This window comes from Pseudomonas sp. Pso3 (assembly GCF_055393275.1).
Genome location: NZ_AP043687.1, coordinates 4,705,591 through 4,732,520, shown reverse-complemented (window position 1 = coordinate 4,732,520; position 26,930 = coordinate 4,705,591). Strand labels below are relative to the sequence as shown.

General features: G+C 57.5%; 19 protein-coding genes and 1 tRNA gene. 12 read left to right on the top strand and 8 right to left on the bottom strand.

Annotated features, from left to right (window positions below; genetic code table 11):
* Positions 1-47 precede the first annotated feature (47 nt).
* Entirely contained in the window at positions 48-236 is a 189-nt protein-coding gene (locus ACZ5R1_RS22200) for a hypothetical protein (RefSeq protein ID WP_464712702.1), read from the bottom strand.
* Here ACZ5R1_RS22200 and ACZ5R1_RS22195 point away from each other — a divergent pair.
* The 9 genes from ACZ5R1_RS22195 to ACZ5R1_RS22155 are packed head-to-tail and all read left to right on the top strand — an operon-like array spanning position 225 to position 15,236.
* Positions 225-2,498, top strand: a complete 2,274-nt coding sequence (locus ACZ5R1_RS22195) for a glycosyltransferase family 2 protein (protein WP_464712701.1) — start codon at positions 225-227, stop codon at positions 2,496-2,498. The genes ACZ5R1_RS22200 and ACZ5R1_RS22195 overlap by 12 nt on opposite strands.
* Positions 2,491-4,866 carry a glycosyltransferase family 2 protein gene (locus ACZ5R1_RS22190; RefSeq protein WP_464712700.1) on the top strand — a complete coding sequence of 792 codons (2,376 nt, stop codon included), beginning with the start codon at positions 2,491-2,493 and terminating at the stop codon, positions 4,864-4,866. The genes ACZ5R1_RS22195 and ACZ5R1_RS22190 overlap by 8 nt, the downstream gene beginning before the upstream one ends.
* The gene (locus ACZ5R1_RS22185) at positions 4,856-6,352 is read left to right on the top strand and encodes a glycosyltransferase family protein (RefSeq protein WP_464712699.1); all 1,497 of its coding nucleotides are present in this window, start codon (positions 4,856-4,858) and stop codon (positions 6,350-6,352) included. Before ACZ5R1_RS22190 ends, ACZ5R1_RS22185 begins: the two co-directional genes overlap by 11 nt.
* On the top strand, positions 6,342-8,426 hold the full coding sequence (locus ACZ5R1_RS22180) for a glycosyltransferase family 4 protein (protein ID WP_464712698.1): 2,085 nt from the start codon (positions 6,342-6,344) through the stop codon (positions 8,424-8,426). Before ACZ5R1_RS22185 ends, ACZ5R1_RS22180 begins: the two co-directional genes overlap by 11 nt.
* On the top strand, positions 8,426-9,847 hold the full coding sequence (locus ACZ5R1_RS22175; RefSeq protein WP_464712697.1) for a polysaccharide pyruvyl transferase family protein: 1,422 nt from the start codon (positions 8,426-8,428) through the stop codon (positions 9,845-9,847). The genes ACZ5R1_RS22180 and ACZ5R1_RS22175 overlap by 1 nt, the downstream gene beginning before the upstream one ends.
* Positions 9,848-9,856: 9 nt before the next feature.
* Positions 9,857-10,708 carry a DUF1796 family putative cysteine peptidase gene (locus tag ACZ5R1_RS22170; RefSeq protein WP_464712696.1) on the top strand — a complete coding sequence of 284 codons (852 nt, stop codon included), beginning with the start codon at positions 9,857-9,859 and terminating at the stop codon, positions 10,706-10,708.
* Positions 10,709-10,754: 46 nt separating this feature from the next.
* Positions 10,755-12,521: a type I secretion system permease/ATPase gene (locus tag ACZ5R1_RS22165; protein ID WP_464712695.1), complete on the top strand. Its 1,767-nt coding sequence runs from the start codon at positions 10,755-10,757 to the stop codon at positions 12,519-12,521.
* Positions 12,518-13,837, top strand: coding sequence for an HlyD family type I secretion periplasmic adaptor subunit (locus ACZ5R1_RS22160; protein WP_464712694.1), 1,320 nt, complete (start codon positions 12,518-12,520; stop codon positions 13,835-13,837). Before ACZ5R1_RS22165 ends, ACZ5R1_RS22160 begins: the two co-directional genes overlap by 4 nt.
* Before the next feature lie 7 nt (positions 13,838-13,844).
* Positions 13,845-15,236 (top strand): TolC family outer membrane protein, encoded by a 1,392-nt coding sequence (locus tag ACZ5R1_RS22155; RefSeq protein ID WP_464712693.1) that lies wholly within the window; start codon positions 13,845-13,847, stop codon positions 15,234-15,236.
* Between the two features lie 55 nt (positions 15,237-15,291).
* Here the strand turns inward: ACZ5R1_RS22155 and ACZ5R1_RS22150 are convergent, their stop codons facing one another.
* The 3 genes from ACZ5R1_RS22150 to ACZ5R1_RS22140 form a co-directional block, all read right to left on the bottom strand.
* Positions 15,292-17,295 (bottom strand): DUF4214 domain-containing protein, encoded by a 2,004-nt coding sequence (locus ACZ5R1_RS22150; RefSeq protein WP_464712692.1) that lies wholly within the window; start codon positions 17,293-17,295, stop codon positions 15,292-15,294.
* A gap of 136 nt (positions 17,296-17,431) precedes the next feature.
* Positions 17,432-19,426 carry a DUF4214 domain-containing protein gene (locus ACZ5R1_RS22145; protein WP_464712691.1) on the bottom strand — a complete coding sequence of 665 codons (1,995 nt, stop codon included), beginning with the start codon at positions 19,424-19,426 and terminating at the stop codon, positions 17,432-17,434.
* A gap of 121 nt (positions 19,427-19,547) precedes the next feature.
* A tRNA-Thr gene (locus ACZ5R1_RS22140) sits at positions 19,548-19,623 on the bottom strand.
* 118 nt (positions 19,624-19,741) lie between these two features.
* On the opposite strand from ACZ5R1_RS22140, the gene ACZ5R1_RS22135 reads away from it, so the two are divergent.
* Positions 19,742-20,089 (top strand): hypothetical protein, encoded by a 348-nt coding sequence (locus ACZ5R1_RS22135; protein WP_464712690.1) that lies wholly within the window; start codon positions 19,742-19,744, stop codon positions 20,087-20,089.
* Positions 20,090-20,229: 140 nt separating this feature from the next.
* Here ACZ5R1_RS22135 and betA read toward each other — a convergent pair whose 3' ends face one another.
* The 3 genes from betA to betI all read right to left on the bottom strand — a co-directional run bounded on the left by betA (position 20,230) and on the right by betI (position 24,385).
* Positions 20,230-21,972 (bottom strand): choline dehydrogenase, encoded by a 1,743-nt coding sequence (betA, locus tag ACZ5R1_RS22130; RefSeq protein ID WP_464712689.1) that lies wholly within the window; start codon positions 21,970-21,972, stop codon positions 20,230-20,232.
* Positions 21,973-22,062: 90 nt separating this feature from the next.
* Positions 22,063-23,535 carry a betaine-aldehyde dehydrogenase gene (gene betB, locus ACZ5R1_RS22125; protein ID WP_464712688.1) on the bottom strand — a complete coding sequence of 491 codons (1,473 nt, stop codon included), beginning with the start codon at positions 23,533-23,535 and terminating at the stop codon, positions 22,063-22,065.
* A 262-nt stretch (positions 23,536-23,797) separates the two neighbouring features.
* Positions 23,798-24,385 carry a transcriptional regulator BetI gene (gene betI, locus ACZ5R1_RS22120; protein ID WP_464712687.1) on the bottom strand — a complete coding sequence of 196 codons (588 nt, stop codon included), beginning with the start codon at positions 24,383-24,385 and terminating at the stop codon, positions 23,798-23,800.
* A gap of 195 nt (positions 24,386-24,580) precedes the next feature.
* Here betI and ACZ5R1_RS22115 point away from each other — a divergent pair, with 195 nt between their 5' ends.
* Both ACZ5R1_RS22115 and ACZ5R1_RS22110 read left to right on the top strand, forming a co-directional pair.
* On the top strand, positions 24,581-24,991 hold the full coding sequence (locus tag ACZ5R1_RS22115; protein WP_077171144.1) for a winged helix-turn-helix transcriptional regulator: 411 nt from the start codon (positions 24,581-24,583) through the stop codon (positions 24,989-24,991).
* Positions 24,975-25,976: an LLM class flavin-dependent oxidoreductase gene (locus ACZ5R1_RS22110; protein ID WP_077171143.1), complete on the top strand. Its 1,002-nt coding sequence runs from the start codon at positions 24,975-24,977 to the stop codon at positions 25,974-25,976. Before ACZ5R1_RS22115 ends, ACZ5R1_RS22110 begins: the two co-directional genes overlap by 17 nt.
* Positions 25,977-26,277: 301 nt before the next feature.
* On the opposite strand, the gene nfsB is transcribed toward ACZ5R1_RS22110, so the two are convergent.
* Positions 26,278-26,925, bottom strand: a complete 648-nt coding sequence (gene nfsB / locus ACZ5R1_RS22105) for an oxygen-insensitive NAD(P)H nitroreductase (RefSeq protein WP_278442917.1) — start codon at positions 26,923-26,925, stop codon at positions 26,278-26,280.
* Positions 26,926-26,930: the final 5 nt, after the last annotated feature.

Genomic DNA, 26,930 nt, shown 5'->3' with positions numbered 1-26,930 from the left:
AATCGACACTCATGGAGCACTATCAGGCTCTGCTCCAGGCCGGACAGTCAGACGAGGCTCAACGTCGTCTCGAGCTGGCACTCCAGATTCCCGATCAGCGCCCGGTAGCGCTGGTCTCCGCCGGTCTTGCGGCGCTCAACAGAGGCGCGCTGGATCAGGCTTTCCTGACCCTGGCCGAAGCCAACGCCAACGCCAGCCTGGCACGGCAGGGCGAAACGGCAGCATTGCTCGCCCACGTGCTCCTGCAAAAGGGCGAGTCCCAAGCCGCCTACGACTTTCTCGCCGACCCGGCCAATCCTGCCCGTAATACCCCTGCGGTTCGGCTATTACGCTTGCGTGCACTCATCGCGCTACCTGGCGTCAAACCGGCGCGACTGGTCGAGCAACTGCCCTACGTCAACAGCGCCGACGAACTCGCCGTGCTGTTGCAGCAGCTACCGCCTCGGCGTTGGGGACACGTCGAGTTCGATCCGGCCACCCAGGAAATCCGTGGCTGGGTGCTGGATACCCGGCATCCACAAACGCCGGTCAAACTCACGTTGAAACTGGGTGATCGTCAACAGACCATCGTCGCCAACCTACCCAGTCCGTTACTGGCCAAGTCGATCAATGGCGGGCGTCATGGTGGCATTCGCCTCCGTCTGCCTGCTCCGCTCGGCCGTGTGCGCCTGTGCTGGGCGGATGGCAGCGAGGTTCTGGGCAGTCCGCTGGCGGCCGTCGAAGCGCTACGGCCCATTCCGGTTGAAGCGCCGGTGGAATCCATCGACCCCGTCGTGGATGTGCTCATTCCCATTTTCCGGGGGCGCGAGGCATCGCTCGCCTGTATCCAGGGCGTGCTCGATAGCCTGGACGCCAACCAGACCCCGATGAACGTGGTGGTACTGGACGACGAAAGCCCCGAGCCCGAGCTGAGCCAGGCGCTGCGCGAATTGGCCGAGGCGGGCCGGATCGAACTCCATCGCAGCCCGGCCAACCTGGGCTTCATCCGCAACATGAATCGGGGCATGGCCCTGCATCGTGCGCGCGACGTGGTATGGCTGAACGCCGACGCGCGCGTCTGCGATGACTGGCTGGACAGGCTGCGTGAAGCGGCCTACTCCGCAGCCGAGGTAGCCACCGCGACACCTTTCAGCAACAACGGCGAGCTGCTCAGCTTCCCGGAAAGCCGCAAGAGCCACGTCATGCCCACGCTGGACGAACAGCGTGCCCTGCATCGCCAGGCGGCCAGCGATCTCTCGGCACCGCCCGAGATCGAAGTAGGTTGTGGCTTCTGCTTCTATATCAAGCGTCGCGCTCTGGAGCAGGTCGGCCTGCTCGACGAGATCCAGCTCAAGCGCGGTTATGGCGAGGAAACCGATTGGTGCCTCAGGGCCAAGGCCCAGGGCTGGCGGCACGTGGCGGCGCAGCGGGTCTTCGTCGCGCACCGCGGCGGCGTTTCCTTCGGTGCGGAAAAGCTCGAGCGGGTAGCCTTCAACAACGCCATCCTGCGCCAGCGTTACCCCGGCGCGGAACGTGCCTTCGAGCGTTTCTATCGTCACGATCCGCTCAAGCCCTATCGCCAGCGGCTCCAGCGCGAGCGACTCCCTGAGCTCGGCGCCCAACTGGCGTCGGCCAACACCCGCGCGACGATCATCGCGGCCGACCGGCTCGATCTTCTCGCAGCGCTGGGTGGCGACGAACCTGCCTTTGTCCTCGCCTTTCGGCAGACGGATGCCGAGCTGGGAGTCAGCCTGCGGGTTCACGGCCAGGGGCTGCCGGTGCTCCTTGACTACCGTCTACCCCTGGAAATGGAGCAGCTGATCACGGACCTGCAACGGTTGCGGCCTAGCGCCTTGGATTACATTCAGCCCGAGCGCTGTCCTGCATTGCTGCAGACCCTGCCCGCGCGGCTCGACGTGCCCTATCGCCTGATCGATCCGGCCGCCGATACCGGCTTCCCAGCCACTGGCTTTCGCGAGGCAGCTAGCGAGCAGCGCGTGACCTTCGCCGCGCTGGCCACCGCGCTGCTGATGAGCAATCCCCAGGTCCCCGTTGCGGCGAGCGCGTCTTTTGCGTCGCTCGACCAGCCACCGACCCCGCGCCTGGGCAATATCCTGATCGCTGATTCCCTCGCGGATCCACGACTGGCCCAGGCGTGGTTGCAGCTGGTTCGTCTGAGCCGGCGGCAAGGCCTGGCCTGTCGCTTCCTGCTCCTAGAGCGCACGCCCTGGGAAAGGAGCCTGGTCGCCAGTGGCAATGTCAGCCCCCTGATCGAGTTACCTGGTATCGCCCGGTCCCGGATACCTGCCTTGGCCGGCTGTACCCTGGTCTTGAGTCTCGAGGCCGCACCAGCCAGTGCCTGGTTCGCACCTCAAATTGCCCGGCATACCGCCTTGCCCCTTTATGCACCCGCAGGGGTGGTCGCGACCGAAGTGGGCGCCCATCCCCTCGGTCTGCTGCCCGCGCCCCTGAATGCCCTGCTAGGCGACGCCCTTCCCGACAGGTTTCTCCATGACTGAACTCTCCAAAGCTCCCGCCCTGGTCACCGTGCAAGGCCAGATCCAGGGTCTTCACGGCAACGTGCTCGAGGGCTGGGCCTTCGATCCTGCCCAGCCCGATCTGCGTCTGGCGCTGGAAGTCGTCATCGATGGGGCGTGCGTGGCCTTGGTACGTGCGGACACCTATCAGCACGATCCGCTGGCTGGTGACGGCTTTCATGGCTTCGCCCTCCAGTTGCAACCGGCCTGGCTCAGCGGGGCTCGGCGTATCGCCGTTCGGTTGGCCAACGAGGGCCCCTGGATCGGCGAGCCCTTGGAGCTACCCAACGAGAAGCCTGTCAAGGGCGAGTCCCAGGTGCCGGGTAGTCAGGTCTGGTACGGCGGTGGCCTTGTCGTAGCGGGTTGGATCTGGGATGACACCACCCCGGGACGTCACGTCGAGGTACGGGCGCGCCTGGGCGATCAGATCGTCGCCCGTTGCCTGGCGGATCTGCACCATCCGGCACTCATCTATCGCGCCGATGCCGATCATGGCTATAGCCTGGAGCTGCCCTGGCAGTTCGGCGACGGCGAGCGCCGCGAGGTGCATATCGAAGACGATCAAGGCCGACCGCTGCACGGCAGCCCCATCACCGTCTGTTGCCACGCCGAAGGACTCGGCGCCCTGGTGGCCGCCCATTGGCCGGAGCAGGCCGACCCGGCACCCCGCGACCTGCTCATTCGCCTGGCGCGCGATTACGACCAGCGCTGTCCGCGTAGTGCCGGCTTCGGCCATTACCCAGAGTGGTTCGCTCACTACCAGCGCGCCCCTGAGTACCCACAAGCCGTGACGGGTCGCAGGATCGCCGTTCTGCTCCATGGCGAAGCCGGTGAAACCGAGCGGCAGGCGTGCCTGGACAGCCTGAGTCAACAACGCCTGCGGCCCTTCGCCCAGGCTGTTGCCGACCCCGCTGACGTATCCACCTCCTTGCAGCTGCTGCTGGAGGAGGGGGCCGACGCCGTGCTGCTCCAGCCACTGGATAGTCGTCTGCTGCCCCACGCCCTCGACCAACTGGCGCTGGCGCTGCAACCGAAGGAGGCAGGCAAGCAAGTGGCCTGGGCCTTCGCCGATAGCGATCAGGACGCAGCGGATGGCCAGCGTAGCAACCCCTGGTTCAAACCGAGCTGGGATCTGGACCTCTACCTGGGCGCCGATCTCTTTACCGCCGGTGCCCTGTTTGGCCGCGACATCATCCAGCGCGCCGTCCGATTGCTGAACGCAGCGCCCGAGCTGCCACGCGATCAGGAAGGGGTGCTCGCCGCCCTTATCCTGGCCACGGAGCAAGACAGGCTGGGCGTTGCTCGCGTGACCCAGGTGCTCAGCCATCGCAGTGCCAACAGTCCCGCTACGCCGGCCGGCTGCGATGCCGGCAAGCCGCAGCGCCTGGAGCGCCTGACCTGGCTGGTGGACAAGCTGCGTCCGGGTACCCGTCTGAGCCGTCAGTCCAAATTGCCCGGTACGCTACGCACCCACTGGCCACTGCCCGAGCGTCTGCCCAAGGTCAGCCTGATCATCCCCACCCGGGATGCCTACCAGCTCCTGCATGCCTGCATGGAAGGCCTGCTGACCCAGACCGACTACCCGGACCTGGAACTCATCATCGTCGACAACCAGACCAGCGATCCCGAAACGCTCGCCTACTTCGACGAACTCAAGGGGCGCGGCGTTCGCATCCTGCCGCATCCCTATCCCTTCAACTACGCCACCCTGAACAATGTCGGTATCGAATTCGCCACGGGCGAATACATAGGGCTCATCAACAACGACATCGAGATCCTGCATCCCGACTGGCTCAAGGAAATGCTGAGCCTGGCCGTACGCCCCGACATTGGCGCGGTAGGCGCCAAGCTGTTGTGGAAGAACGACATGGTCCAGCACGCCGGCGTCGTCATCGGCATCAACGGCCTGGCTGCCCACACGGGCAACAACTGGATGCGCAACGATCCGGGCTACCTGGGCTTCAACCACCTTGTCCGCCGCCAGAGCGCCTGTACTACCGCCTGCCTGATCCTGCGGCGTGATCTCTATCTGCAGATCGAAGGGATGGACGAGGTCCGGCACCCCGTCGCCTTCAACGACGTGGACATGTGCCTGCGCATCAATGAGCTCGGCCTGAAGATTCTCTGGACGCCATTCGCTGAGTTGATTCATGCGGAATCGGCGAGCCGGGGGAAGGACTCCTCGGCGGACAAGGCCGCGCGATCCAAGAGAGAGCAGCAGTTGCTGCTGGATCGATGGGGAATCAAATACCAGTTTGATTTCTGCTACAGCCCTTCCCTGAACGCCGATTGGGCCTTGGGTACTTATAGCGGAGTGAGCACTGGTCGTAAGGCGTCTGATGCAGACTAAAGATATGGACCCGGTCACGCTACTCTTTGACATCCGTCCCGATCTGATAGATACGTTCGCAGTCGTTCACAGTGAATGGTCTACAGAATTTTTGGCATGGCTAGTATTCAATGGTGTCAACGAGTACCCATCGCTAAAGCGTAGCAATAGCCTCAAAAGAAAGCTTTTAGAAAAAAAGCCAGAGCCTTGCGGGTTGACGCATCTCGAGGAAGTCGTATACGCCTCAAGGCGTGATCTTCAGGATGTCTTTCCTTTGCCAAGCCGCAGGGCGGAGCTTCTTCTGTGGTTTTCCCATCACTTGCTGAAGGAGTACGACTTCGGCTGGTTGTACGAGGCCAAAAAAGAAGAAAAATGCGTCGGCCCTAAAAGAAAGGGCGTGAATGTGTTTGGCTATGCATATGGTGCTTCAGGTATAGGTGAGGATTTTCGAACCACCTATAAAGCGCTCAAGGAGTCCGGTATTTCTGTTGCCGGAGTAAATTTCGATCCTGGCCCAAACCATCCGCAGGATTTTAATGAGTACTCTGAGCCAGACGCTTACGATCCGTCATTGGCGGTCAACATTTTTTGCATGACCGCTCCAGAAACAGCCAGACAATTGGTGTCTTCCGAAAAAGATACTTTTTCAGGTCACTATAATGTGGGCTATTGGCCATGGGAGCTTGAAGCCTGGCCAGTGGCATGGTTGAAGTATATCGATCTCGTTGACGAGATTTGGGTGTCATCTAGATATATCTACGATGCAGTAGCCCATACTTCAAAGAAGCCTGTCATGATAATGCCTTTGGCCGTGACAATTCCCGAATATAAGAAAGTATCTCGTGACGATTTTGGTCTCCCAAGTACGGCATTTTTATTTGTTTTTGTATTCGATCTGGGCTCATCATCCTATCGGAAAAATCCCAAGTCTTGCTTGGAAGCCTTTTGGGCAGCTTTTCCTCCGTCTTTATACTCTCCAGGCGAAGTTGGGTTGGTCATAAAGGTCCATGCTCCAAAAGTGTTTGATCAAATGTGGGAGGACGTAAAGTCGGCTGCTAGTAGCGACAAAAGAATCTTCATAATAGAAGAGACGTTCACTAAGGGACGCCTGTGCCAGCTTTACAGGAGTTGTGACTGCTTTTTATCATTTCACCGAGCTGAAGGTTATGGAAGAAACGTTGCGGAAGCGCTACAGCTAGGATTGCACGTCATCGCGACAGGTCATTCTGGCAATATGGAGTTTTGTAACTCTGAAAATACTATATTTCCTCGTCATACCTTTGAGCCGGTAAAAGAGGGTGAATATGCCTATGCTCTTGGGCGCTGGGCTGAGGTTGATGTGCTTGATGCTGCACAAAAGATGAAGGATTTGTTCTTCGAGGGTGTTAAGAAAGACACCAGCGTCGGCGAGCTGCCGTTTTCGTTGAGTCAATGTAAAGAGCGCTATAAGAAGCGCCTGGAATTTATCTTTAATAATTTAGCTATGGGGGTTAATTATGAGCAATAAGTACTATGGACATGTCGATGGTTATTCGGCTGGCAAGGTCACCGGTTGGTTGGTAAATAGAAGCGATTTGGAGTCTTCCTGCATAGTAGTGGCGAAGAAAAATGGACAGATCTTAGCCAATGTAGAGGCAACCATATTTCGTCAGGATTTGAAAGATAGTAATATAGGGTCTGGATCATACGGCTTTGAATTGCCTATTCCTTCTAATCAGCTGTCTGGTCGAATTGACATTGTAGAAAAAAACTCAGGTTATATTTTGAACGGCGGATCGCTTGAGTTTGCTGTTGGAAGCTCCGGAGCGCCTTTGTCCGGTGTCTGCTTTGATATCAGTGATCTTGTCCAATACTTCCAGCACAATAGAGCGCCAACGGGAATTCAGCGAGTTCAAATCGAGGTTGTGAGTGCTCTTATCGAGGATTCGAAAGTTTCGATAATTTCCATGCAGGCAGATGGCGCTAATTGGAAGTCGATTCCGAAAGAACTGTTCAAAGAAATGACCGTATTGGCAGGCACTTCATCTGATGTGGATGATCCCGCTTGGCGAGCCATCCTGAATAAATTAGAAAATTATTTGATGCGGATAAAGGAGGCTTCTTTCGAAAAAGGAGCCGTGGTGGTGAATCTAGGGACATCTTGGTGGATTCCTAGTTATTTTTCGACTGTGGCAGAGGCCAAGCGAAAATATAATATAAAATACGTTCCTTATATCCATGATATTATTCCGTTGAAGGTGCCTGAGCATTGCTCAGAGGGTTTGGTAAAAGATTTCATATCTTGGATTCATAACGTCATCTTGTATGCCGATGACTTTTTGGCAAATTCCAAACAAACAGCTTCCGATTTGAGCGCTCTGGCGCTACAAGTACATGGACGTAAAATATCGCCTCACGTCTGCACGCTAGATGCGATTCCTATTTTTTTGGAGCAAACACAAGAAAAAAACATAGTGTGTTCCGACGTAATTATGGAAATTTTGGAAAAGCCCTTTGTTCTTTTCGTGGGTACTATTGAAAGTCGAAAAAATCATCTATTTGTTTTCGATGCTTGGCTTGAGATGGTAAGAGGCCTAGGAATTGACAATGTTCCTAATCTGGTTTGCGTCGGCAAGATTGGCTGGCTGAATGAAGCTGCGATGTCTAGGCTTGGAAACAGCGAGATACTTCAGCGCAAAGTACGCGTTCTTTCCAATATCGGCGATTCAGAGTTGGCTGTGCTTTATAAAGCCTGCCGATTTACAACCTATAACTCTTACTATGAAGGGTGGGGATTACCAGTCAGTGAAAGTTTGGCTTGTGGTAAAGTCCCATTGGTTGCGGATAACACCTCGCTCACCGAAGCAGGAGGTGAGCTTGCTGTCTACTTCGAGTCAGGTAATAAATCTGATTATATTAATAAATTTAAGTCTCTGCTTGAAGAAGACTTTTTGCAGGAGAAAGAAGCATTAGTCATTTCCGAATTTAAAAGGAAAACTTGGCTTGATGTCGCATTGGCTATTCTAAACCCCTTAAAGGACATTGCATCTTCAGCTGCTATATCTCCTAAGGATTTGGTAGTGGCGGAGTTCGGTTCTGTATATAGTTTTCGGAAGAACTCGAAGCTGTATTTTGACAAGTATATTTTGGATAGCAGTGTTTTTCGCTCAGGTCAGGGTTGGGGAGCTCTTGAGGATTGGGGTATTTGGAGTTTGCAAAAAAAGGTAGCATTGAATGTACCGATAAACCCTACCGAAAAAGATTTAGCTGTTTATATTCAATGTACGAGGCCTTCTGAAAGTACTAATTTCAGCGTTCGGTTAAATGGTCGAGAATTCGCTCAGACAGCATTCTCTAGAGGTAAAGAGGTTTTTAAGTTTGTTGCTCCGAAGTCGCACGGAAATTTTCTGTGTATTGAATTTATCAATCATAAAATGACCGACTTGAGCTTGGAGAGCAATAAAGCCGACTCGAGAATAATAGGAATTGGCTTGATTTCTATTATGATTTGCGAGAACGACGATTTATTATCTCGGCTCGAATATGTAGAGTCGTTCGGTAAGGTTACTAAGGTAAGTCGACCGGATGTCAGGAGCTTTTGATGAAATTGTCGAGAGAAGATGCCATTTATCTTTATAGGTGCATTTTAGGTCGTGAGCCTGAAAACGAGCAGGCTATTGACCAGCTTATGAATATGAGCTTTGACCTGGCCCGCATCAGTGTTTTGGGATCTGAAGAAGCTCTGGGAATATTTGGTAATCTTCTCTCGACAAAAAAGTGGGAAATGAAACCTAATGAGGCTGATATATTTTTGCTCTATGATCTTTTTTTAAAAAGGCCGCCAGAAAGTCAACATGTGATAGATGAAAAGTTGGCTTCGAAAAGTTTGTTGTCTAATGTCGAAGATTTTTTGGCCGCTGACGAGTTTTTTGAGAGGCTATATAGACAGAGACTTGTTGACCGTATTGATAATCAAGTGGCCTCGCTTGGTGATAAAGTTCCTTTAAGAAAAGGTGTCCTTTTGTTTGGTGCTTATGGGAATGGAAATCTCGGAGATAGCGACCAAGCTCAATTTTTGGCTAACTATGTATCAACCCTCGGATTTGATTTTGATCAAATATATTCCGTGTCTTGGCAAGCCGTAGGTGATTATAGCTTCAAGGGTAAAAAATTACCTCGCGAGGCAATTTGTGATCTTGATTTTTTAGCTTCTTTTCAGCTGATTTTAATTGGTGGGGGCGGGCTTTTTGGTGTTGAGCATTTCCCTTTAGCTGATATTCGTTGGATCGATGCTTTGATTGCTACAAAAACGCCTTATGCTTTGATGTCGGTAGGAGCTAGCACTGAACATACGGGCGATGAGAGTTTTAATTTCGCATACGACGCACTTTTGCGCGGATCTTGTGTTGCTACTGCAAGAGATGAAGAGTCCGTGCTGGCATTAAGTAAATACAAGTGCGGCGTGACTAAGCTTTGCGATCCCGTGATCTATTACTGCATTCAGAACTCATCAGTTCAAGTCAATAGGAAAGAACGCTTGGATATAGTTTTGAGGTATCCGTTAAATGAATCTCATCAAGAATTCATTGACGGTATCTCAAGACTTTATTCTGCGGCTAACAAAGAGTGCTTTAGAGTCATTTTTTTGGAGCCTCATCATCCTTTAGAATCGTCTGTTATCGAAGAGTTTCCTGGCTGCATAATTTGCACTACAACTGAAGATTTATATTCTCTTATATTAGATAGTGCTGCTTTGATAAGTATGAGGTTTCATGGTTGCGCGGCAGCTATTAAGGCAGGTGTTCCTATAATTGGATACGGATCAAAGAAGATAAAGGACTTTTTGTGTGAAGGAGGTTTTTTTAACTCTTATTGGTCAGGGACGAACAATGAGTTGTTGACTTATATTGCATCTGAGAAGTGGCTGAGTCTTACGCCTTTAGTGTTTTCAGATGAATTAAAAAGTGACCTCCGCCGACAGTATAATGAAGTTTCTCAGTTACTGTTGCCCTATTGCTCTTAAGGTGAATCTATGACTGGAAATGACTTTAAAAAAGATTTTATTTCTCAGTTGTATTTGAGCGTTTTAAATAGAGAGCCTGATGAATCAGGCTTCAGTAGTAATATGCTATCGATTCAGGATCCACTGGACGCAAAACGATTAGCCGAAGTTGCGGGAGACTTTGCCAGGAGTGAAGAGTATCGAAAATATGTAATCAATGACTTCTTAGTCGGCCTTGCGTCGACATTGCACAATAGTAGCTATAGCTATTTCAGCATTGGTGACCATTGTGCAACTGCGAGTATCTTGAAAAAATTTAATCAAAGAAAGTGCTCTACTCCGTTTGATTGGATTTTTTCAAGTTTAGATATGGTTTCACACTGTGTTGAGGATGATTTTTCAACTTTTTTAGATGGAAGCTACTATCGTTCTGTGGGGGCTGATCAAAGGTCAGAAAAAGATGCTAACTTGTGTGATCATCAATTTTATCTGGAAAATTTTGGTGTAAAGTTTGTTTTCAATCATCATGATCCATTGATTGAAAAAGATTATGCCTATTTTGTGCGGTGTATTGAAAGATTTAGGTTGGCTCTAAATAATTCGGATGCTAGGCTAATATATTTAGGTCGGAATCCTTCGGGTGAAGAAATTTCTCGTTTAGATAATGCGCTTCAAAGAAAAGCTTGCCGTGCTATAGTTTTCAATCTACACAGAAATATTGCTGCATCTCTTCCATATTTTGAGGTCGCCAAAAAATTTGCCAGGGTAACAGTTGTCGATTTTTTTGCTCGAAGTGATGTTGGTGCAATAGGATTTAATGATCCATTTGATGATTTTATGTTTTCTCATGTGGTCAGTAAACTGTCTTCTTGTCTAGCATAAAGCTTATCGTTTAGATAGGGATAGTGCTTAGCTTATTTGGTGTGTAATGATCAGGAAAAACAAAACGGAATTAGAGAAGGCGTTGTTTTCTTCGAAGACCAGCTTCTTTTATGTTGGCTTTTTTAGCTTGTTTGTAAATTTGCTTTTGCTAGTCCCTTCGTTCTACATGCTCGAGGTTTATGATCGTGTAGTTAGTAGTCGAAGTGTTACAACTTTGATCATGCTGACACTTATTGTCGTATTTTTAATGTCGGTATATGGAGCGCTGGAATGGATTCGCTCCCGGATAATGATCCGCATTTCTACAAGGTTGGATCTTTTGTTAAGCGAGCGCGTTTTCAACGCAAGCTTCAAGCAGTCTTTGTATACCAGCGGTGTAGGCATTTCTGCACAGCCAATGAGTGATCTCGCTGGTTTGAGGCAGTTCCTCACTGGTAGCGGTTTGTTTGCGTTTTTTGATGTTCCTTGGATTCCGATATATGTAGGGCTTATGTTTTACTTCCATCCATGGTTTGGATGGTTAACGGTTATAGGTGCAGTGGTAGCAGTGATTTTCGCCTTCGCTAACGAGTGGGCAACCAGTAAACAGTTGCTCGAAGCGAATCGCGAAAACGGTGCAGCTCTGGGGATGATGAGTGCAAGTCTGCGCAATGCCGAAGTGATCAACTCTATGGGCATGCTGCCCAGTCTGCTACGGCGTTGGAAAGTTCGGGGATACAAGGTGCTTTCTCTACAGGCTCAGGCCAGCGAGAAAGGGGGGGCTATTTCAAATGCTTCTCGTACTTGGAGGATGCTGCTTCAATCATTTGTGCTCGGTTTGGGCGCCTATTTGGTCATAAATAACGAAATTACCCCTGGGTTGATGACCGCTGCTTCCATTCTTGTCGGTCGAGCCTTGGCACCTATCGATCAAATGATTGGAAATTGGCGTGGCTTCGTTGCTGCCCGCGGGCAATATGCTCGTCTGAATGACGTGCTCCAGCAAATACCAGCAGATCCAGAGCGGATGCCTCTACCTGTTCCGAAAGGTGATCTTTCCGTAGAACAGATCATTGTCACCCCGCCCGGTGCTCACTCACCGGTCATCAAGGGCATCAGCTTTCGTGCACCACCTGGAGCTTCAGTAGGCGTACTAGGGGCTAGTGCTGCGGGTAAATCGACCCTAGCCCGCGCCCTCCTTGGCATCTGGCCTGCTCAAAGTGGCAAGGTGCGGCTGGATGGAGCCGACATGTTCCATCTGGATCGCGCTGCCGTGGGGTCGCACCTTGGTTATCTACCTCAGGACATCGAACTGTTCGAAGGCTCTATCGCCGACAACATTGCCCGCTTCGGAGAAGTGGACGCCACCAAGGTCGTAGAGGCCGCACAAGTTGCAGGCGTTCACGAGATGATTCTGCGTCTACCCCAGGGCTACGACACCGTAATTGGTGCCCATGGCGGTGCGTTGTCCGGTGGGCAGCGGCAGCGGATAGGTCTTGCACGTGCCATTTATGGCGATCCCAAGCTGGTGATCCTCGATGAGCCCAATTCGAATCTTGACGATGCGGGTGAGCGAGCACTAGGCGAAGCCTTGATCAAGCTCAAGCAGAAGGGCACTACGCTTTTCATCATTACCCACAGGGTAAGCGCCCTGGCCTATGTGGATAACCTCTTGGTGCTGAGCGAAGGCCAGATCGTGATGTCTGGAGCCCGTGATCAGGTGCTCGCCCAACTCAAGGCTCAGCAGTCTGGGGCGCCCCAGCCGGTAGCTAATCCTGCCTCGGTTACTCCTTTGCCTCCCAAACCCGGTAGTGCAGGAGGAGCCTCTGTATGAAAGATGTCTACTTGGAAGCCGAGGCCGCAGGCCTGAAGGTCAACGATGCCCCTGTGCGTCGACTGGGCTTTATTATTCTCTTCGTGGTATTTGGAGTTGGCGGCGGTTGGGCAGCTCTGGCGCCGCTAAACAGTGCCGCTGTCGCTACTGGCGTAGTGGCCGTAGATAGCTACCGCAAATCAGTCCAGCATCTTGAAGGCGGTATCGTCCGTGAAGTGCGCGTACATGACGGCGATGAAGTGAAGGCCGGGGACGTGCTGATCGTGCTGGACAGCACCCAGGCGGGTTCGGAACTGGAGGCGACCCGTGGTCAGCTGATTGCCGCCCAGGCGCAAGAGGCACGGCTGATCGCCGAGCGCGACGATGCCAATGACATCACCTTTGGCGCGAGCGACTTTCCAACCGCGGACAAGCGTGTCCAGGAGGCCAGGGCCAGTGAGCGGCAGATCTTCCTGGCCGGGCGGGATGCTCGCCGTGGTGAGATCGACGTCCTGAAGAATCGTGCCGCTGAACTCGAACAGCAGATCCGTGGCTACAACGACGTCATCGTCAGCAAGGAGAGCCTGGCCAAATCTTATGCCAGCGAGATCAAGGACCTCACCGGGCTGCTGAAGGAAGGCTTCGTCAGTAACGAACGCCTTCGCGATCAGGAGCGCAACCTCTCCCGTTTGCAGGCGGAGATTGCCGATAGCCGTTCTTCCATCGCGCGGGCCAAGGTTCAGATCGGCGAGACTCGTCTGCAGATCCTGCAGGCCACCCAGAAATTCAAATCGGACGTGGCTGGTCGGCTGGCCGATGCTCAGTCGCGGATCTATGAGGCCCGTGAACGGGTGGGTGCCTTGCAGGACAAGTACAACCGGACCGAGGTCAAGGCACCGGTCAGCGGGATGGTGATGAACCTGGCGGTGCATACCATCGGGGGCGTCGTTCAGTCAGGCACCACTCTGCTCGATATCGTGCCGGATGCCGCCAAGCTCATCGTCGAGGTGCACATCGAACCCAAGGATATCGACCGGGTGGAGTTGGGGACCAAAGCGGAAGTGCGCTTCAGTGCCTTCAGCAATGCCACCACGCCCATCATCGAGGGCGAGTTGATCTATGTGTCGGCCGACCGCATCACCAATGAGCGTGACGGTACGCCCTATTACCTGGGCCGGGTGAAGCTGACCGACCAGGGTCGTAAGGATCTGGGCCATCGCGAACTGGTCGCGGGCATGCCGGCCGACGTGCTGATCAACACCGGGTCCCGCACCATGCTGCAATACCTGCTCAAGCCAGCGCGCAATGCGATGGCTCGCTCGCTGATCGAGGAGTAGGGCAGCCATGAACGGTAAACGTATCGCTCTGGCCTTGCTGTTGAGTGGCTGTAGCTTGGCACAGGCACAGACGTCCGAGGGACCCGGCGCGCAGGACTATATCGATCTCTGGAAGCTCTACCAGGACAGTGCCGTATCGGACCCGCGCATTCGCGGAGCCGAAGCTCAGGTGAAGAACCTGGAGGGCCAGGAGCGTTCCGCGTTTGGCCAGGTTCTTCCGCAGCTGAGTGGTGGGGCTTCCACCAGCCGGGTTCGACGCGAAGAAGGCCTGCAGACGCTCAATTACAATGGCGAGAGCTACAACCTCAGCCTGAGCCAGGCGCTGTATAACGCGGCCGCCTGGCGCGGCTTCAAGCGCTACGAACAACTCACCGAGCAGTATCGTGCCCAATACGCGGATGCCAAGAGCCAATCGGCTGCGGATCTGGTGCAGCGTTATTTCGCTGCCTTGGCGGCGGAAGATACCCTCGAGTTGGTCACCGCCGAGCGCAAGGCGACCCAGCGTAATCTGGATCGTGCCCAGGCCCTGTTCGACAAGCAGATGAGCACCGTCACCGACGTGCTGCAGATCTCCGCCAAGGTGGATAGCCTGAAGACCCAGGAGATCGAGGCGCGCAACCAGATCCAGGTGACCCGCGAGGCCTTGGGCGAATTGATCGGCCGTGCGGTCTATCAACCGCTCAAGCGACTCAACGAAAAAGCCCAGCTGGCCATGCCGCAGGGTGACGAAGAGCAATGGGTGAATTCCGCTGTGGCGAACAATCCCGCGCTGGAGGCCAAGCAGCGTGCGGTGGATGCCGCCAACTACGGTATCTCCGAAGCCAAGGCCGGCCACCTGCCGACGCTCAGCTTCAATCTTGGTGCCCAGCGCAGCGACTTCGCCTATGACAACGTCATCGCCTCGTCCGCCATCAACACCTATTCCGCCACCATAAGTGTGCAGATTCCACTCTACAGCGGCGGCTCGACCAGCGCCCGCGTCGCCAGCTCCTATGGCTCGCGCGATGCCGCTGAGCAGGAGTACGAATCGATCCGCCGGCAGGTGGTGAAGGAAACGCGCACAGCCTATATGAAGAGCGCCGCCGACCTGGCCAAGATCGGCTCTTCGCATAACGCCCTGGATTCGGCGATAAAGTCGCGCGCCGCCAGCGAGCGCTCGCTCGGCCTGGGCGTGGCGACCGCCGTCGATGTGCTCAATGCGGTGCAGCAGGAATACAGCGCCCGGCGGGATTATCTGCAGGCGCAGTACGATTTCGTCACCAATCAGCTGGTACTGCTGCGCTGGAGCGGCGGCTTCCGCGACACCGACATCCAGAAGATCAATGGTTGGCTGGCGGTGCCGACGCCGGGCGAGGAGCGCAAGACCGGAGTGAAGGAAGGGGAAGTGGCAAAAGGATGATCCGCGTCCTGGATAAAAAGAACCCGCCATTTGGCGGGTTCTTTTTAACTAGCCACTAGACCCAGTCACTTTGTCCGACGATCTGGATGAAACCATTGGCTCCTTCCGTGAGGAGCTGATTTTCCTGAGAGTTGGTGAAATTGATCATTGCATCGCTACGACTCAGGCCAGCGTCGAGCTGTTGCGTCCAGTGAGCGAGGCCGGCCGCCTCGCCATCTCGCCCGAGAATCGTCTGGTAGAGTTGATTGGCGAAGCCCTGATTGTCCACGGCGTTATAGCGTAAGGCGAACTCTTGTGACTGCGCAAAACCATTGGCAATGCTGGTGAAGTTTGCGCCGTGGCTATTGGCGTTCAGCCAGTTTTGCAGACCATCGAAATCAGGTACCCGATCGAAGACCGTATAGAGACGTGCAATCTGTGCCTGGGCATCAGTCAGTACGAAGACGTTCTTGTCCGTGAAGCTCAACATGTTTATGTCGTTCAGTAGCATCCGGTCGCCTGAGCTGACATTGCTCAAGCTGAGAGTATTGGGACTAGCGAGGCTACGCTGATAGCCATTCGAGGCGCCTTCCAGGTAAAGGATGTCGCCACCTTGGTAGCCATACAGCTCAGTACTATTGCCTGCATCGAAATAGAGCTGATTCTCATGAATCCGGTCGTTGTACTGGCTACCGAACGCAACGCCGTTCTGGATGACCGTATCGGTATCGGACCAGGCGCTATGGCTGACAATCTTGATGAATCCATCGCTGCCGGACGTTCGATTGATACTTTCCTGGGAGTTGGTGAACGCAACCATGGCGTCACCGCGACTCAGGCCTTGATTCAAGGCCTGAGTCCAATTCGCCAGACCGGCGCTGTCCGCTGTACGCCCCAGGATGGTGCTATAGAGTTGAGAGGCGAACCCCTGATTATCTACGGCATTGTAGTGGTTAGCGAATTCTTGCGATTGCGAGAATGTAGAAGCGATGGTATTGAACGAAGTACCATGTTCATAAGCGTTTACCCAATTCTTCAAGCCGCTGAAGTCGGGAGTACGCCCAAAGACCGTATAGAGCCGCGCAATCTGTGCCTGGTCTGAGGTCATGAAATAGACCACCCAGTCTTGGAAGGCCAGCGCGTTGACATCGTTCAGTGACAGCTGCGTTTGATCGGCGAGATTGGTGACATGCACCTGGCCGCCATCGACCGAGTCCACGGTGATCTGGTAGTTGCTGTAATAGCGATCCATCAACAGCGCATCGGCACCTTTGTATCCATATACCGAGGCAGAGCTGTTGACATAAGAGAGTTGATACTCGTACATCAGGTCATCGTGGTCGCTACCACTGGTGACACCGGCCCCGACCGGGCGATGCAGGTACCCTTCTAGCAGTTGGTTATCGTTCCCAGATACGCTCTGGGCATACCAGGCCGCATTCTGTCCGCCGGTGGATGCATAGTAAGAACTGGTGCTGTCTCCTGCGGAAAGAACGCCATCAATGACAGGTGTTCCCGAGCTCGTATCCAGCAGAGGGCCGCCGGAGGCACCTGGCCCGAGAGCCGCCGACACGTCATAGGCCGAGGCATAGGGATAGACGGACGTGGCAGATCCGGTGGTCTGCATGAGGCCGTGTTGACTCCCCGGATAACCCAACAGGGTGGCTTGGAAGCTGCTGGTAGAATTTCCTACGGTCAGAACACCCCCCGTTGCCGCCGCGATGTCGACATCGAATCCAATCAGGGCAAGGTCCTGACCGGATTCCTTGATCGTCAGCAAATGGTCACCATCGGTATCCCAGTTGGTGGTCCGACCAACCCAGTTGCTCGCCGAATAGGTTCCGAAAGGCGCTGAGAAGCTGCCGTCACTGTCGTCCACGAAGGCGCCAGGCGTGACCATCACCTTGGTTGCCCAACCACCATGGGTGTCATCGAACACGACATGCAGGGCGGTGAGGACATCGTTGGTCCCTACGACGCTGCCCGAGCCCCTGGTGACGGTGCCATCCGGAAAGTAGGTTTGGATGTAGCAGACTTGTTTGTAGGGAGCGACCGAGCGGTCCGTGATCAACTGCATCATGGTTCATCCATGAAATGATAGGAAAGGCCCATGATAGCGAGGTCGGACAGCTATGGCGGGGCACTCGAACCCCTGAAACGGCAGCTCGTCGCTGTGTATCCAGCGGGATAAGAACGTTGATCACCTCTCCCGGCACTCAGGTCCAACTATTGTTACCGATCAACTGGATGAATCCTCCGTCGCCCTGCGTCAGATTTTGATTTTCCAACGAGTTGGTGACGGCCATAAAGGTGTCGAGGCGGGTCGCACCACGCTCCAGGCTATCCACCCAATGGGCGGCGCCCGTTGCCTCGGCCTCACGGTGCAGCACGGTGAGATACAGAGCGTTGACGAAATCGGTGTTGGTCAGGTTGCCGTAGCGTGTGGCGAACTCGGCGGACTGCATGAAGCCTTGAGCGATGGTGGCGAGACCTTCTCCCTGATGTGCCACGCCTAACCAGCCATGCAGTCCTTCCATGTCAGGTGTCCGATCGAATGCCGTATAGAGCCTCGCCACCTGAGCCTGGTCACTCGTAAGCGCATAGACATTACCGTCGGTGAAATTCAGTACTTCGACGTCATGAGCAGATATTGCCGCCCTTGTGGCCGCGGAAGTGAGCGTGAAGCTGGACTCGCCCGGCAACCCGGATGTCCTCGTATAACTGCCTGCTGGACCGGTGAGATGTAGAACGTCGAGTCCGCTATAGCCGAACACCTGCACGGCGTCCTCGTCTGTCTGGAGTAAGTCGACTTCGTAGAGCTGATCGGAGAGCGTTGTACCCAGAACGAGATTGGGCTGGATCGACACGTCGTATGCTGACCAGGCGCTGTGAGTGACCACCTGCAAATAGCCTGAATCGCCTTCGCTACGTTGGCTATTTTCGAGCGAATCAGTGAAGAACCGCATGGCCTCCTGCCGACTGAGCCCTGCTTCGAGATGAGCGATCCAGTGGGCCGCTCCTGCGCTGTCTTCTGCCCGATCGAGTACGGTGCCGTACAGGAGCGATACGAACTGGCTATTGCTGGTGTCACCGTAATGCGCAGTAAATTCGGCGGATTGCGCGAAACTGGAGAGGATGTTTTGAAAGCTCATGCCGTGCGCATGGGCGTTCAACCAGTTTTGTAATCCGTCAAAGTCGGGCGTTCTGCCTAGACCACTGTACAGACGCGCAACCTGTGCCTGTTCTTCACTCACGACATAGAGTGTTCGATCCTGAAAAACCAAGGCATTGACGTCATATAGTGAAAGATGGGCACCATTGTAGTGGTCCAACACCTGCAATCCTGCGCCCCTGGCGGTAAGGGTGTAATCTGCGTAAGCGCCACGCATGATCAGACTATCCGCCCCTTTATAGGCGTAGACGGAGGAGGAGTTGGACGAGTCGTAAGCGAGGCGAGTCTGTATCAGGCGGTCATCTTGATCGCTACCACTTGAAATGCCGGCTCCCATTGGCCGGTACGTACTGCTGGCATCGAGCAAGGCATCGTTGGCAGCAGCGGCGGTCTGACACCAGTTCAGATTGGCACCGGTCATCGCTGCGTAGATCGCATAGGTATAGGCACTGTCTCCCGCGGATAGCACACCGCTGACGGTCGGATTACCCTGGCTGGAATCGACGAGCGCCCCGCCTGAAGCTCCCACGCCAAGAGCACCATCGACCCGAAAGACGGATTCATTGGACAGGTAGGTGGCGTTTACCTGCTCCTGCATTAGACCGTTGCCCCGTACGGGATAACCAACGATGGTCCCGTTGAAATTCTGTTGGGCATCCGTGACCGCCAAACTGCCTGTCAGATTGGCCAGATTCAGATCGAAATTTAGCAAGGCGAGATCATGGCCGGATTCGGCGAGACTGGGAGTGCCGTCGTTGTTGGTGTCCCAGTTCGAGGAATAGCCCGTCCAGCTGGCTGCGGAGTAGGTGCCTAAAGGTGCCGAGAAACTATTACCGTTGACCAAGGCCCCCGGTGTGACTATGACCTGGGTCGCCCATCCACCGTGCTCCGTGTTGTAGATCACATGTAGCGCGGTGAGAACGTCATTCGTACCTACCACCGTGCCCGAACCACGCAATACGGCTCCGTCAGCGTAGATCGCTTGGACGAAGCAGCTTTCTTTGTAAAGCGGGGATGTACGGTTGATTACTTGAGCCATGGTCGGGTCCGCTTTTGGCAGTGACCATGAATGATAGGAGGCAACTGTAGGGCGGGATCGGATGGATCCGACGAAAGGAGAGCCGATGCGGGTGATCAGTCGACATGGCGAGGATCGGAGATGGTGCCGGCACCAGGAGTCGAACCCGGGACCTACTGATTACAAGTCAGTTGCTCTACCAGCTGAGCTATACCGGCAAGGGGGAGGCCATTATAGCCATGGAAAAGCCCTTGTAAACCAAGGATGTGCGGCGGTTAAGGCTAGCGTAAGGCAGCGGCGGCTAAAATAGGGTGAAGAGCTTGTTAGGAGCCACCCATGAGAACGAAGACCCTGGCCATCCTGGCCGCTGCTCTGGCGGGTTGTACCAGCCAGGCGAACCTCGAGCGCAATCCGCCGATGGAGTTGCGGACGGGCAAGAATGCCGAGGACTATCGCGGCTGCCTGGTGACCGGCCTGGAGAAGGATGGTCGGCACGTGCTGGTCCAGCCGCAAGGCAGCAGCGGGCAGCGCGTGCTGGTGGACAGCAAGGTGCCGGGCGCCACGGCGGCGATCATCGACATCGGGTCGGCGTCGCGCGGTACGCGGATCCAGTTGCGCGAGCAGATGGCCAACAATCCACTGCGGCCGCGGACCATTCTGACGGCGGTGAAGGATTGTCTGTGAGGTGAGGGGCTGGGCGGCCCTCTACCAAGGGGAGAGGGGAAAGAGCGGGCTGTCTTGCCGAGCCCGTTGCCAGACGATTCGAAGAGCCAGATACAAGAAGGGCGCCCGCGGGCGCCCTTCTTGCGTTCGGCTGCCTGGGATCAGGCGGCCGGCTGGTTGCGGCGCTGCGGGACCGGCTCGGCGGCGCGCTGACCGTTGACGTCACGCAGCGGGGTACCCCGTACCGGGGCGCCGTTGGCGACGTAATAGGCAGCGTTGCTGCGCGGCAGCGGGGCGCGACCGCGGATTTTGTCGGCGATCTTCTCGGCGATCATGATGGTCGGGGCGTTGAGGTTGCCCGTCGCGATGATCGGCATGATGGAGGCGTCCACCACGCGCAGGCCTTCCAGGCCGTGCACGCGACCGGCGCCATCGACCACCGCCATGTCGTCGGTACCCATCTTGTTGGAGCAGGACGGGTGATAAGCGGTCTCGGCGTGGGAGCGCACGAAGGCGTCCAGCTGGGCGTCGGTCACGCAATCGCGGCCCGGGTTGATCTCTTCGCCACGATAGGGATCCAGCGCCGGCTGCTGCATGATCTCGCGGGTCAGGCGGATGCCGTCGCGGAATTCGCGCCAGTCCTGCTCGGTGCTCATGTAGTTGAACAGGATGCTCGGGTGCTGGCGCGGATCGCGCGAGGTCAGTTCGATGCGGCCACGGCTGGGCGAGCGCATGGAGCCGACGTGGGCCTGGAAGCCATGGGCCTCGATGGCGTTGGTGCCGTTGTAATTGATGGCGATCGGCAGGAAGTGGTACTGGATGTTGGGCCAGTCGAATTCTTCGCTGGAGCGGATGAAACCGCCCGCCTCGAAGTGGTTGCTGGCGCCCAGGCCGGTGCCCTTGAGCATCCATTCCAGGCCGATCTGCGGCTGGTTGTACCACTTCAGCGCCGGGTACAGCGAGACCGGCTGCTTGCATTCGTACTGCAGGTACATCTCCAGGTGGTCCTGCAGATTCTGGCCAACGCCCGGCAGGTCGTGGACCACCGGGATGTCGAAGCGCCGCAGCAGCGGTGCGGGGCCGACACCGGAGCGTTGCAGGATCTGCGGCGAGGCGATGGCGCCGGCGCAGAGCAGGACTTCACGGCGGGCGCGCACGGTGATGGCTTCCAGCGAATCGCCCTTCATGTAGGCCACGCCATTGGCGCGCTTGCCCTCGAAGAGGATGCGATCGGTGGTGGCGTGGGTGACGATGGTCAGATTCGGACGACCCTTGGCCTGATCCAGATAGCCGCGTGCGGTGCTGGAGCGACGGCCGTTCGGGGTGACGAAGCGGTCCATCGGGCCGAAGCCTTCCTGCTGATAGCCGTTGAGGTCTTCGGTGCGCGGATAGCCCGCCTGGACACCGGCTTCGACCATGGCTTCGAACAGCGGATTGGTGTTCGGCTTGGCGGTGGTCACCGAGACCGGGCCCTCGCCGCCGTGCCAGTCGTTGGCACCGGCGTCACGCTTCTCGGCCTTGCGGAAGTAGGGCAGGCAGTCGAGATAGGTCCAGTCGTCCAGGCCGTCGAGTTGCGCCCAGTTGTCATAGTCCAGGGCGTTGCCGCGGATGTAGCACATGCCGTTGATCAGCGAGGAGCCGCCCAGGCCCTTGCCGCGGCCGCATTCCATCCGGCGGTTATCCATGTGCGGCTCGGGCTCGGTCTGGTAGGCCCAGTTGTACTGCTTGCCCTGCAGCGGGTAGGCGAGGGCGGCCGGCATCTGGGTGCGGAAGTCCAGGCGGTAGTCGGGGCCGCCGGCTTCCAGCAGCAGGACGGTGACGTCCTTGTCTTCGGTCAGCCTGGTGGCCAGGACGTTGCCGGCCGAGCCGGCGCCTATGACGATGTAGTCGAATTCGTGTGCCATGAAAAAGTCTCCTCCTGACGGCGGGTGGGGTCGGGCCCCAGCCCCGGACCCTCTCCAGCGGAGAGGGGAGAACAGCGCTGCCTGAGCGGCTTAGAAGATCGAGGCGTAGTCGCCCAGCTCGACCTGCACCGACTTGATGCGGGTGTAGTGGCCGAGGGTGGTGAGGCCGTTTTCGCGACCGACGCCGGAATGCTTGTAGCCACCCACCGGCATCTCGGCGGGGGATTCGCCCCAGGTGTTGATCCAGCAGATGCCGGCTTCCAGGCGATGGATCATGCGGTGGGCGCGAGCCAGGTCACGGGTGACCACGCCGGCGGCCAGGCCGTATTCGGTGTCATTGGCGCGACGCACCACCTCGTCTTCGTCGGCATAGGCCAGGATGCTCATGACCGGGCCGAAGATCTCTTCGCGGGCGATGGCCATGTCGTCACGGCAATCGGTGAAGACGGTGGGGGCGACGAAGTTGCCCTTGGCCAGTTCGCCCTGGGTGACGCGCTCGCCACCGGTGAGCAGGCGGGCGCCTTCGGCCTGGCCCTGGGCGATGTAGCCCAGCACCTTTTCCATGTGCGGGGTGCTGACCAGCGGACCGAAGTTGGTCTCGGCGGCCAGGGGATCGCCCAGCTTGATGCGCTTGACCCGCTCCACCACCTTGGCCTCGAAGTCGGCCTTGAGCGCTTGGGGCACGAAGACGCGGGTGCCGTTGGTGCAGACCTGGCCGGAGCTGAAGAAGTTGGCCATGACGGCGATGTCGGCGGCGCGCTCCAGGTCGGCGTCGTCACAGACGATCAGCGGCGACTTGCCACCCAGCTCCATGGTGACTTCCTTAAGGGTCGAGCCGGCGGCGCTGGCCATGACCTTCTTGCCGGTGGCGACGCCGCCGGTAAAGGAGATCTTCTCGATGCCGGGCTGCTCGGTCAGGGCCACGCCGACTTCCGGGCCGACGCCATTGATCACGTTGAAGACGCCATCGGGCAGACCGGCCTCGGTATAGATCTCAGCCAGCTTCAGTGCGGTCAGCGGGGTGACTTCGCTGGGCTTGAAGATCATGGCGTTGCCGGCGGCCAGGGCCGGGGCGGACTTCCACAGGGCGATCTGGATCGGGTAGTTCCAGGCGCCGATGCCGGCGACCACGCCCAGCGGCTCGCGGCGGGTATAGACGAAGGAGGTCTCGCGCAGCGGGATCTGCTCGCCTTCCAGGGCCGGCACGAGTCCCGCGTAGTACTCGAGCACGTCGGCGCCGGTGACGATGTCGACGGCCTGGGTCTCGGACAGGGCCTTGCCGGTGTCGAGGGTTTCCAGCAGCGCCAGCTCGTCGTTGCGCTCGCGGAGGATGTCCACGGCCTTGCGCAGGATGCGCGAGCGCTGCATGGCAGTCATCGCGGCCCAGACCTTCTGGCCGGCGGCAGCGGCGGCCACCGCCTTGTCCACGTCGGCGCGGCTGGCGCTCTGCACCGTGGCGAGCACCTCCCCGGTGGCGGGATTCAAGGTTTCGAAGGTGGTACCACCGGTGGCGGCAACATAACGGCCACCGATGTACAGCTGCTGTTCGGCGAAACGGGCCATGGACGTTCTCCCAAGCTGGGCGGGCGCCGTGGCACCCGCAAGGAACACAGGGGGCGCGAAAGAAAGGTTTCTCTGCGCCAGCGATAGATCCAGTCTACTTAATTTTTATTGAACGTTCAATCAATGAAAAATTCACAGGCGTGCCGAAACGGGGCGATGGGCGGCCCAGAGCGGTTCTGTCGAAGCGGGGGAGGGAGCGGGAGACGCGGGAGGAGAGCCCCGCGCCGAGTGGACAGGGCGGGGCCTGGGAGGAGAGAGAAGGTCAGGCCTTGGCCATTTGCAGGTCCAGGTAGTCGTAGGCGATCTGCAGGGCTTGCTGGGTGTTGAAGGTGTCGCCGGAAAGGGCGCCGCGCAGCCAGAGGCCATCGATGATGGCGGCCAGGCCGCGGGCCGAGGCACGGGCCTGCTCGTGGGGCAGGAGGCGGCGGAATTGCCAGCAGAGGTTGGAGTAGAGACGCAGGTCGTTGATGCGTTGCAGCCGGCGCAAATTGGGCTGGTGCATGCTGGTGGCCCAGAAGGCCAGCCAGGTCTTCATGGCCGGGCCGCTGACCTGGGTATCGTCGAAGTTGCCCTGGATGATGGCGCGCAGGTTGGCAGCGGGGTCGTCACCGGGCAGGGCGGCACGGCGTTCGCGCACGGCCTGGCGCAGGGCATTCATCAGATGCCGCATGGTGGCTTCGAGCAGGCCGTTCTTGTCCTGGAAGTAGTGGCTGATGATGCCGTTGGAGACCCCGGCCTTGCGGGCGATAAAGGCGATACTGGCGTCGCCCATGCCGACTTCGTCGACGGCTTCGAGGGTCGCGGCAATGAGCTGCGAACGGCGGATGGGCTGCATCCCGACCTTGGGCACGAGGCATCTCCTGGACAGAGCGGAAGGAGCCTCAGAGGGTAACTATTTTTTATTGAACGTTCAATCAATAAAAACGGTCACGACCTTCTGGATTGTGCCCTGGCCACGGCGGCAATACCAGTCCTGACGGGTGGTTACTTTTAATAACCGCCCGAAAGGCGTAGGCTGGAAGCCAGTTCTGCTTCGAGGATCGCCATGGACGCCGTGGTCAGTCGTATCTCCAGCCGTCGCCGCCTGCATGCCCACGCCTGTCCGATCAGGGACGTGCTGGACCGGATCGGCGATGCCTGGTCCCTGCTCACGCTCTTTACCCTGGAACCCGGTCCGCTGCGCTTCAACGAATTGCGCCGGCGGGTCGACGGCATTTCCCAGCGCATGCTCAGCGTGACCCTGCGCCAGCTGGAGCGCGACGGCCTGGTGTCCCGCACGGTGACGCCGACCAAGCCGCCCCAGGTGGAATACGCCCTCACCGAACTGGGCCAGAGCCTGATGGTGCCGGTGGGCGCCTTGGCCGCCTGGGCCTCCGCGAAGCAGCCTCTCATTCAGCGCCACAGGGCGGCCTACGATCAGGTCGCCGAGGAGAACCCTGATGACCCGTCTCGCTAAGACCGCCCTGTCGGTCCTCGACCTCGCTCCCATCCGTGACGATGGCGATGCCGCCCAGGCGCTGCACAACGCCCTGGACCTTGCGCGCCATGTGGAGCAACTCGACTTTTCCCGCTACTGGGTCGCCGAGCACCACAACATGGACGGTATTGCCAGTTCGGCGACCGCCGTGCTGCTGGGCTATCTGGCCGCTGGCACCAGCACCCTGCGGCTGGGTTCGGGCGGCATCATGCTGCCCAACCATGCGCCGCTGGTGGTGGCCGAGCAGTTCGGCACCCTAGCTTCGCTGTATCCGGGCCGCATCGAACTCGGCCTGGGTCGCGCGCCGGGCTCGGATCAGCGCACCGCCTATGCCCTGCGCCGTGATCGCCTGGGCAGTTCCGACGACTTCCCGCGCGACGTGGAAGAGCTGCAGCACTATTTCGGGCCGCAGCAGCCCGGGCAGGGCGTGATCGCCATGCCGGGTGCGGGCACCGAGGTGCCGATCTGGCTCCTGGGTTCGAGCCTGTTCAGCGCCCAGCTGGCGGCGGCCAAGGGCCTGCCCTATGCCTTCGCCTCGCACTTCGCACCGCGCTATGTGCACGAGGCCATCCGCCTCTATCGCGAGAACTTCAAGCCGTCCAAGGTGCTTGATCGCCCCTATGTGATGCTCGGGGTACCGCTGGTGGCGGCCGACAGCGACGACGAAGCCAATTACCTGGCCACCACCGTCTACCAGCGCATCCTCGCCCTGTTCCGCGGCGACAGCCTGCGCCTGCAGCCGCCGGTGCGCAGCATGGAAGGGGTCTGGTTGCCCCATGAGAAGGAATCAGTGTCGAGTTTCCTCGGCATGGCGGTGATCGGCGGCCCGGACAAGGTCCGCGAGCGCCTGGAGCTGTTGCTGGAAAAGACCGACGCCGACGAGCTGATCTTTACCTGCGACGTCTACGAGCAGGCGGATCGCCTGCGGGCCTTCTCGATCCTGGCGGATCTGAAGGGCGGTTGATGGGAGCTGGGCCTGTTGGGCTTCGCTGCGCTCAACCCAACCTACGCGAGCCCGTAGGTTGGGTTGAGACGGCTTCATCGTCGAAGCCCAACAGGCCCGAAAACAAAAAAGCCGACCCTTTCTAGCGGTCGGCTTTTTCATGTCTGCAGGAAGGCGGCTGCTGCCCCTTGTTGGACTTCGCTGCGCTCAACCCAACCTACGCCTGCGTAGCGTGGAAAACCGCGCCAGCGTTTTCCACTGGCGGCTACCGGTTCGCACTGTGGATAAGGCTGCGCCGTTATCCACGCTACGCAGGTCTGCGTTACAGGAAGGTGAACACCTGCTCGCGGGTCAGGCGGGACTTGGGCAGGGCGGCGTTGAAGTCGCTTTCGCCGCGATAGCCCAGGCCGACCACCACCAGGGCGGTGTAGCCCTGTTCACGCAGGCCCAGTTCCTGGTCCAGGCTGTTGGCGTCGAAGCCTTCCATGGGGGTGGCATCGATGCCCAGGGCGGCGGCTCCCAGCAGCAGGGTGCCCAGGGCCAGGTAGGTCTGCTTCTCCATCCAGTGCTGCACGTCCTTGCGCTCATACCGATGCAGGTCGACGAAGTGACGGCGGGTACCGTCCTGGGTGGCGCGCGCCTCGGGCTTGGCGAAGCGGCCGTCCTGGGCTTCCTGTTCCAGCACCTGGGCCAGATGGCCCTCGGTCATTTCCAGGCGGGTGCAGAGCACGATGACGTGGGAGGCCGGCAGCACCTTGGGTTCGTTGTAGGGGCTCTGCATGCCCCGGGCGATGCGGGCCTTGGCCTCGGCGCTGGCAGCGACCACGAAGTGCCACGGCTGGGAGTTGACCGAGGAGGGCGCCTGGCGCAGCAGCTCCAGCAATTCCTCGACCTGTTCGGCCGGGATGCTGCGGGAGCCGTCGAAGGCCTTGGTGGTGTAGCGGGTGCGGGCGATCTGGGACAGCTGCATGGATA

Coding starts and splice junctions, on each gene's coding strand:
- nfsB (WP_278442917.1), bottom strand. CDS start 26,925: ATGCAGCTGTCCCAGATCGCCCGCACCCGCTACACCACCAAGGCCTTC.
- ACZ5R1_RS22155 (WP_464712693.1), top strand. CDS start 13,845: ATGAACGGTAAACGTATCGCTCTGGCCTTGCTGTTGAGTGGCTGTAGC.
- betB (WP_464712688.1), bottom strand. CDS start 23,535: ATGGCCCGTTTCGCCGAACAGCAGCTGTACATCGGTGGCCGTTATGTT.
- ACZ5R1_RS22165 (WP_464712695.1), top strand. CDS start 10,755: ATGATCAGGAAAAACAAAACGGAATTAGAGAAGGCGTTGTTTTCTTCG.
- ACZ5R1_RS22110 (WP_077171143.1), top strand. CDS start 24,975: ATGACCCGTCTCGCTAAGACCGCCCTGTCGGTCCTCGACCTCGCTCCC.
- ACZ5R1_RS22135 (WP_464712690.1), top strand. CDS start 19,742: ATGAGAACGAAGACCCTGGCCATCCTGGCCGCTGCTCTGGCGGGTTGT.
- ACZ5R1_RS22115 (WP_077171144.1), top strand. CDS start 24,581: ATGGACGCCGTGGTCAGTCGTATCTCCAGCCGTCGCCGCCTGCATGCC.
- ACZ5R1_RS22170 (WP_464712696.1), top strand. CDS start 9,857: ATGACTGGAAATGACTTTAAAAAAGATTTTATTTCTCAGTTGTATTTG.
- ACZ5R1_RS22150 (WP_464712692.1), bottom strand. CDS start 17,295: ATGATGCAGTTGATCACGGACCGCTCGGTCGCTCCCTACAAACAAGTC.
- ACZ5R1_RS22180 (WP_464712698.1), top strand. CDS start 6,342: ATGAGCAATAAGTACTATGGACATGTCGATGGTTATTCGGCTGGCAAG.
- betA (WP_464712689.1), bottom strand. CDS start 21,972: ATGGCACACGAATTCGACTACATCGTCATAGGCGCCGGCTCGGCCGGC.
- ACZ5R1_RS22190 (WP_464712700.1), top strand. CDS start 2,491: ATGACTGAACTCTCCAAAGCTCCCGCCCTGGTCACCGTGCAAGGCCAG.
- ACZ5R1_RS22175 (WP_464712697.1), top strand. CDS start 8,426: ATGAAATTGTCGAGAGAAGATGCCATTTATCTTTATAGGTGCATTTTA.
- ACZ5R1_RS22185 (WP_464712699.1), top strand. CDS start 4,856: ATGCAGACTAAAGATATGGACCCGGTCACGCTACTCTTTGACATCCGT.
- ACZ5R1_RS22160 (WP_464712694.1), top strand. CDS start 12,518: ATGAAAGATGTCTACTTGGAAGCCGAGGCCGCAGGCCTGAAGGTCAAC.
- ACZ5R1_RS22145 (WP_464712691.1), bottom strand. CDS start 19,426: ATGGCTCAAGTAATCAACCGTACATCCCCGCTTTACAAAGAAAGCTGC.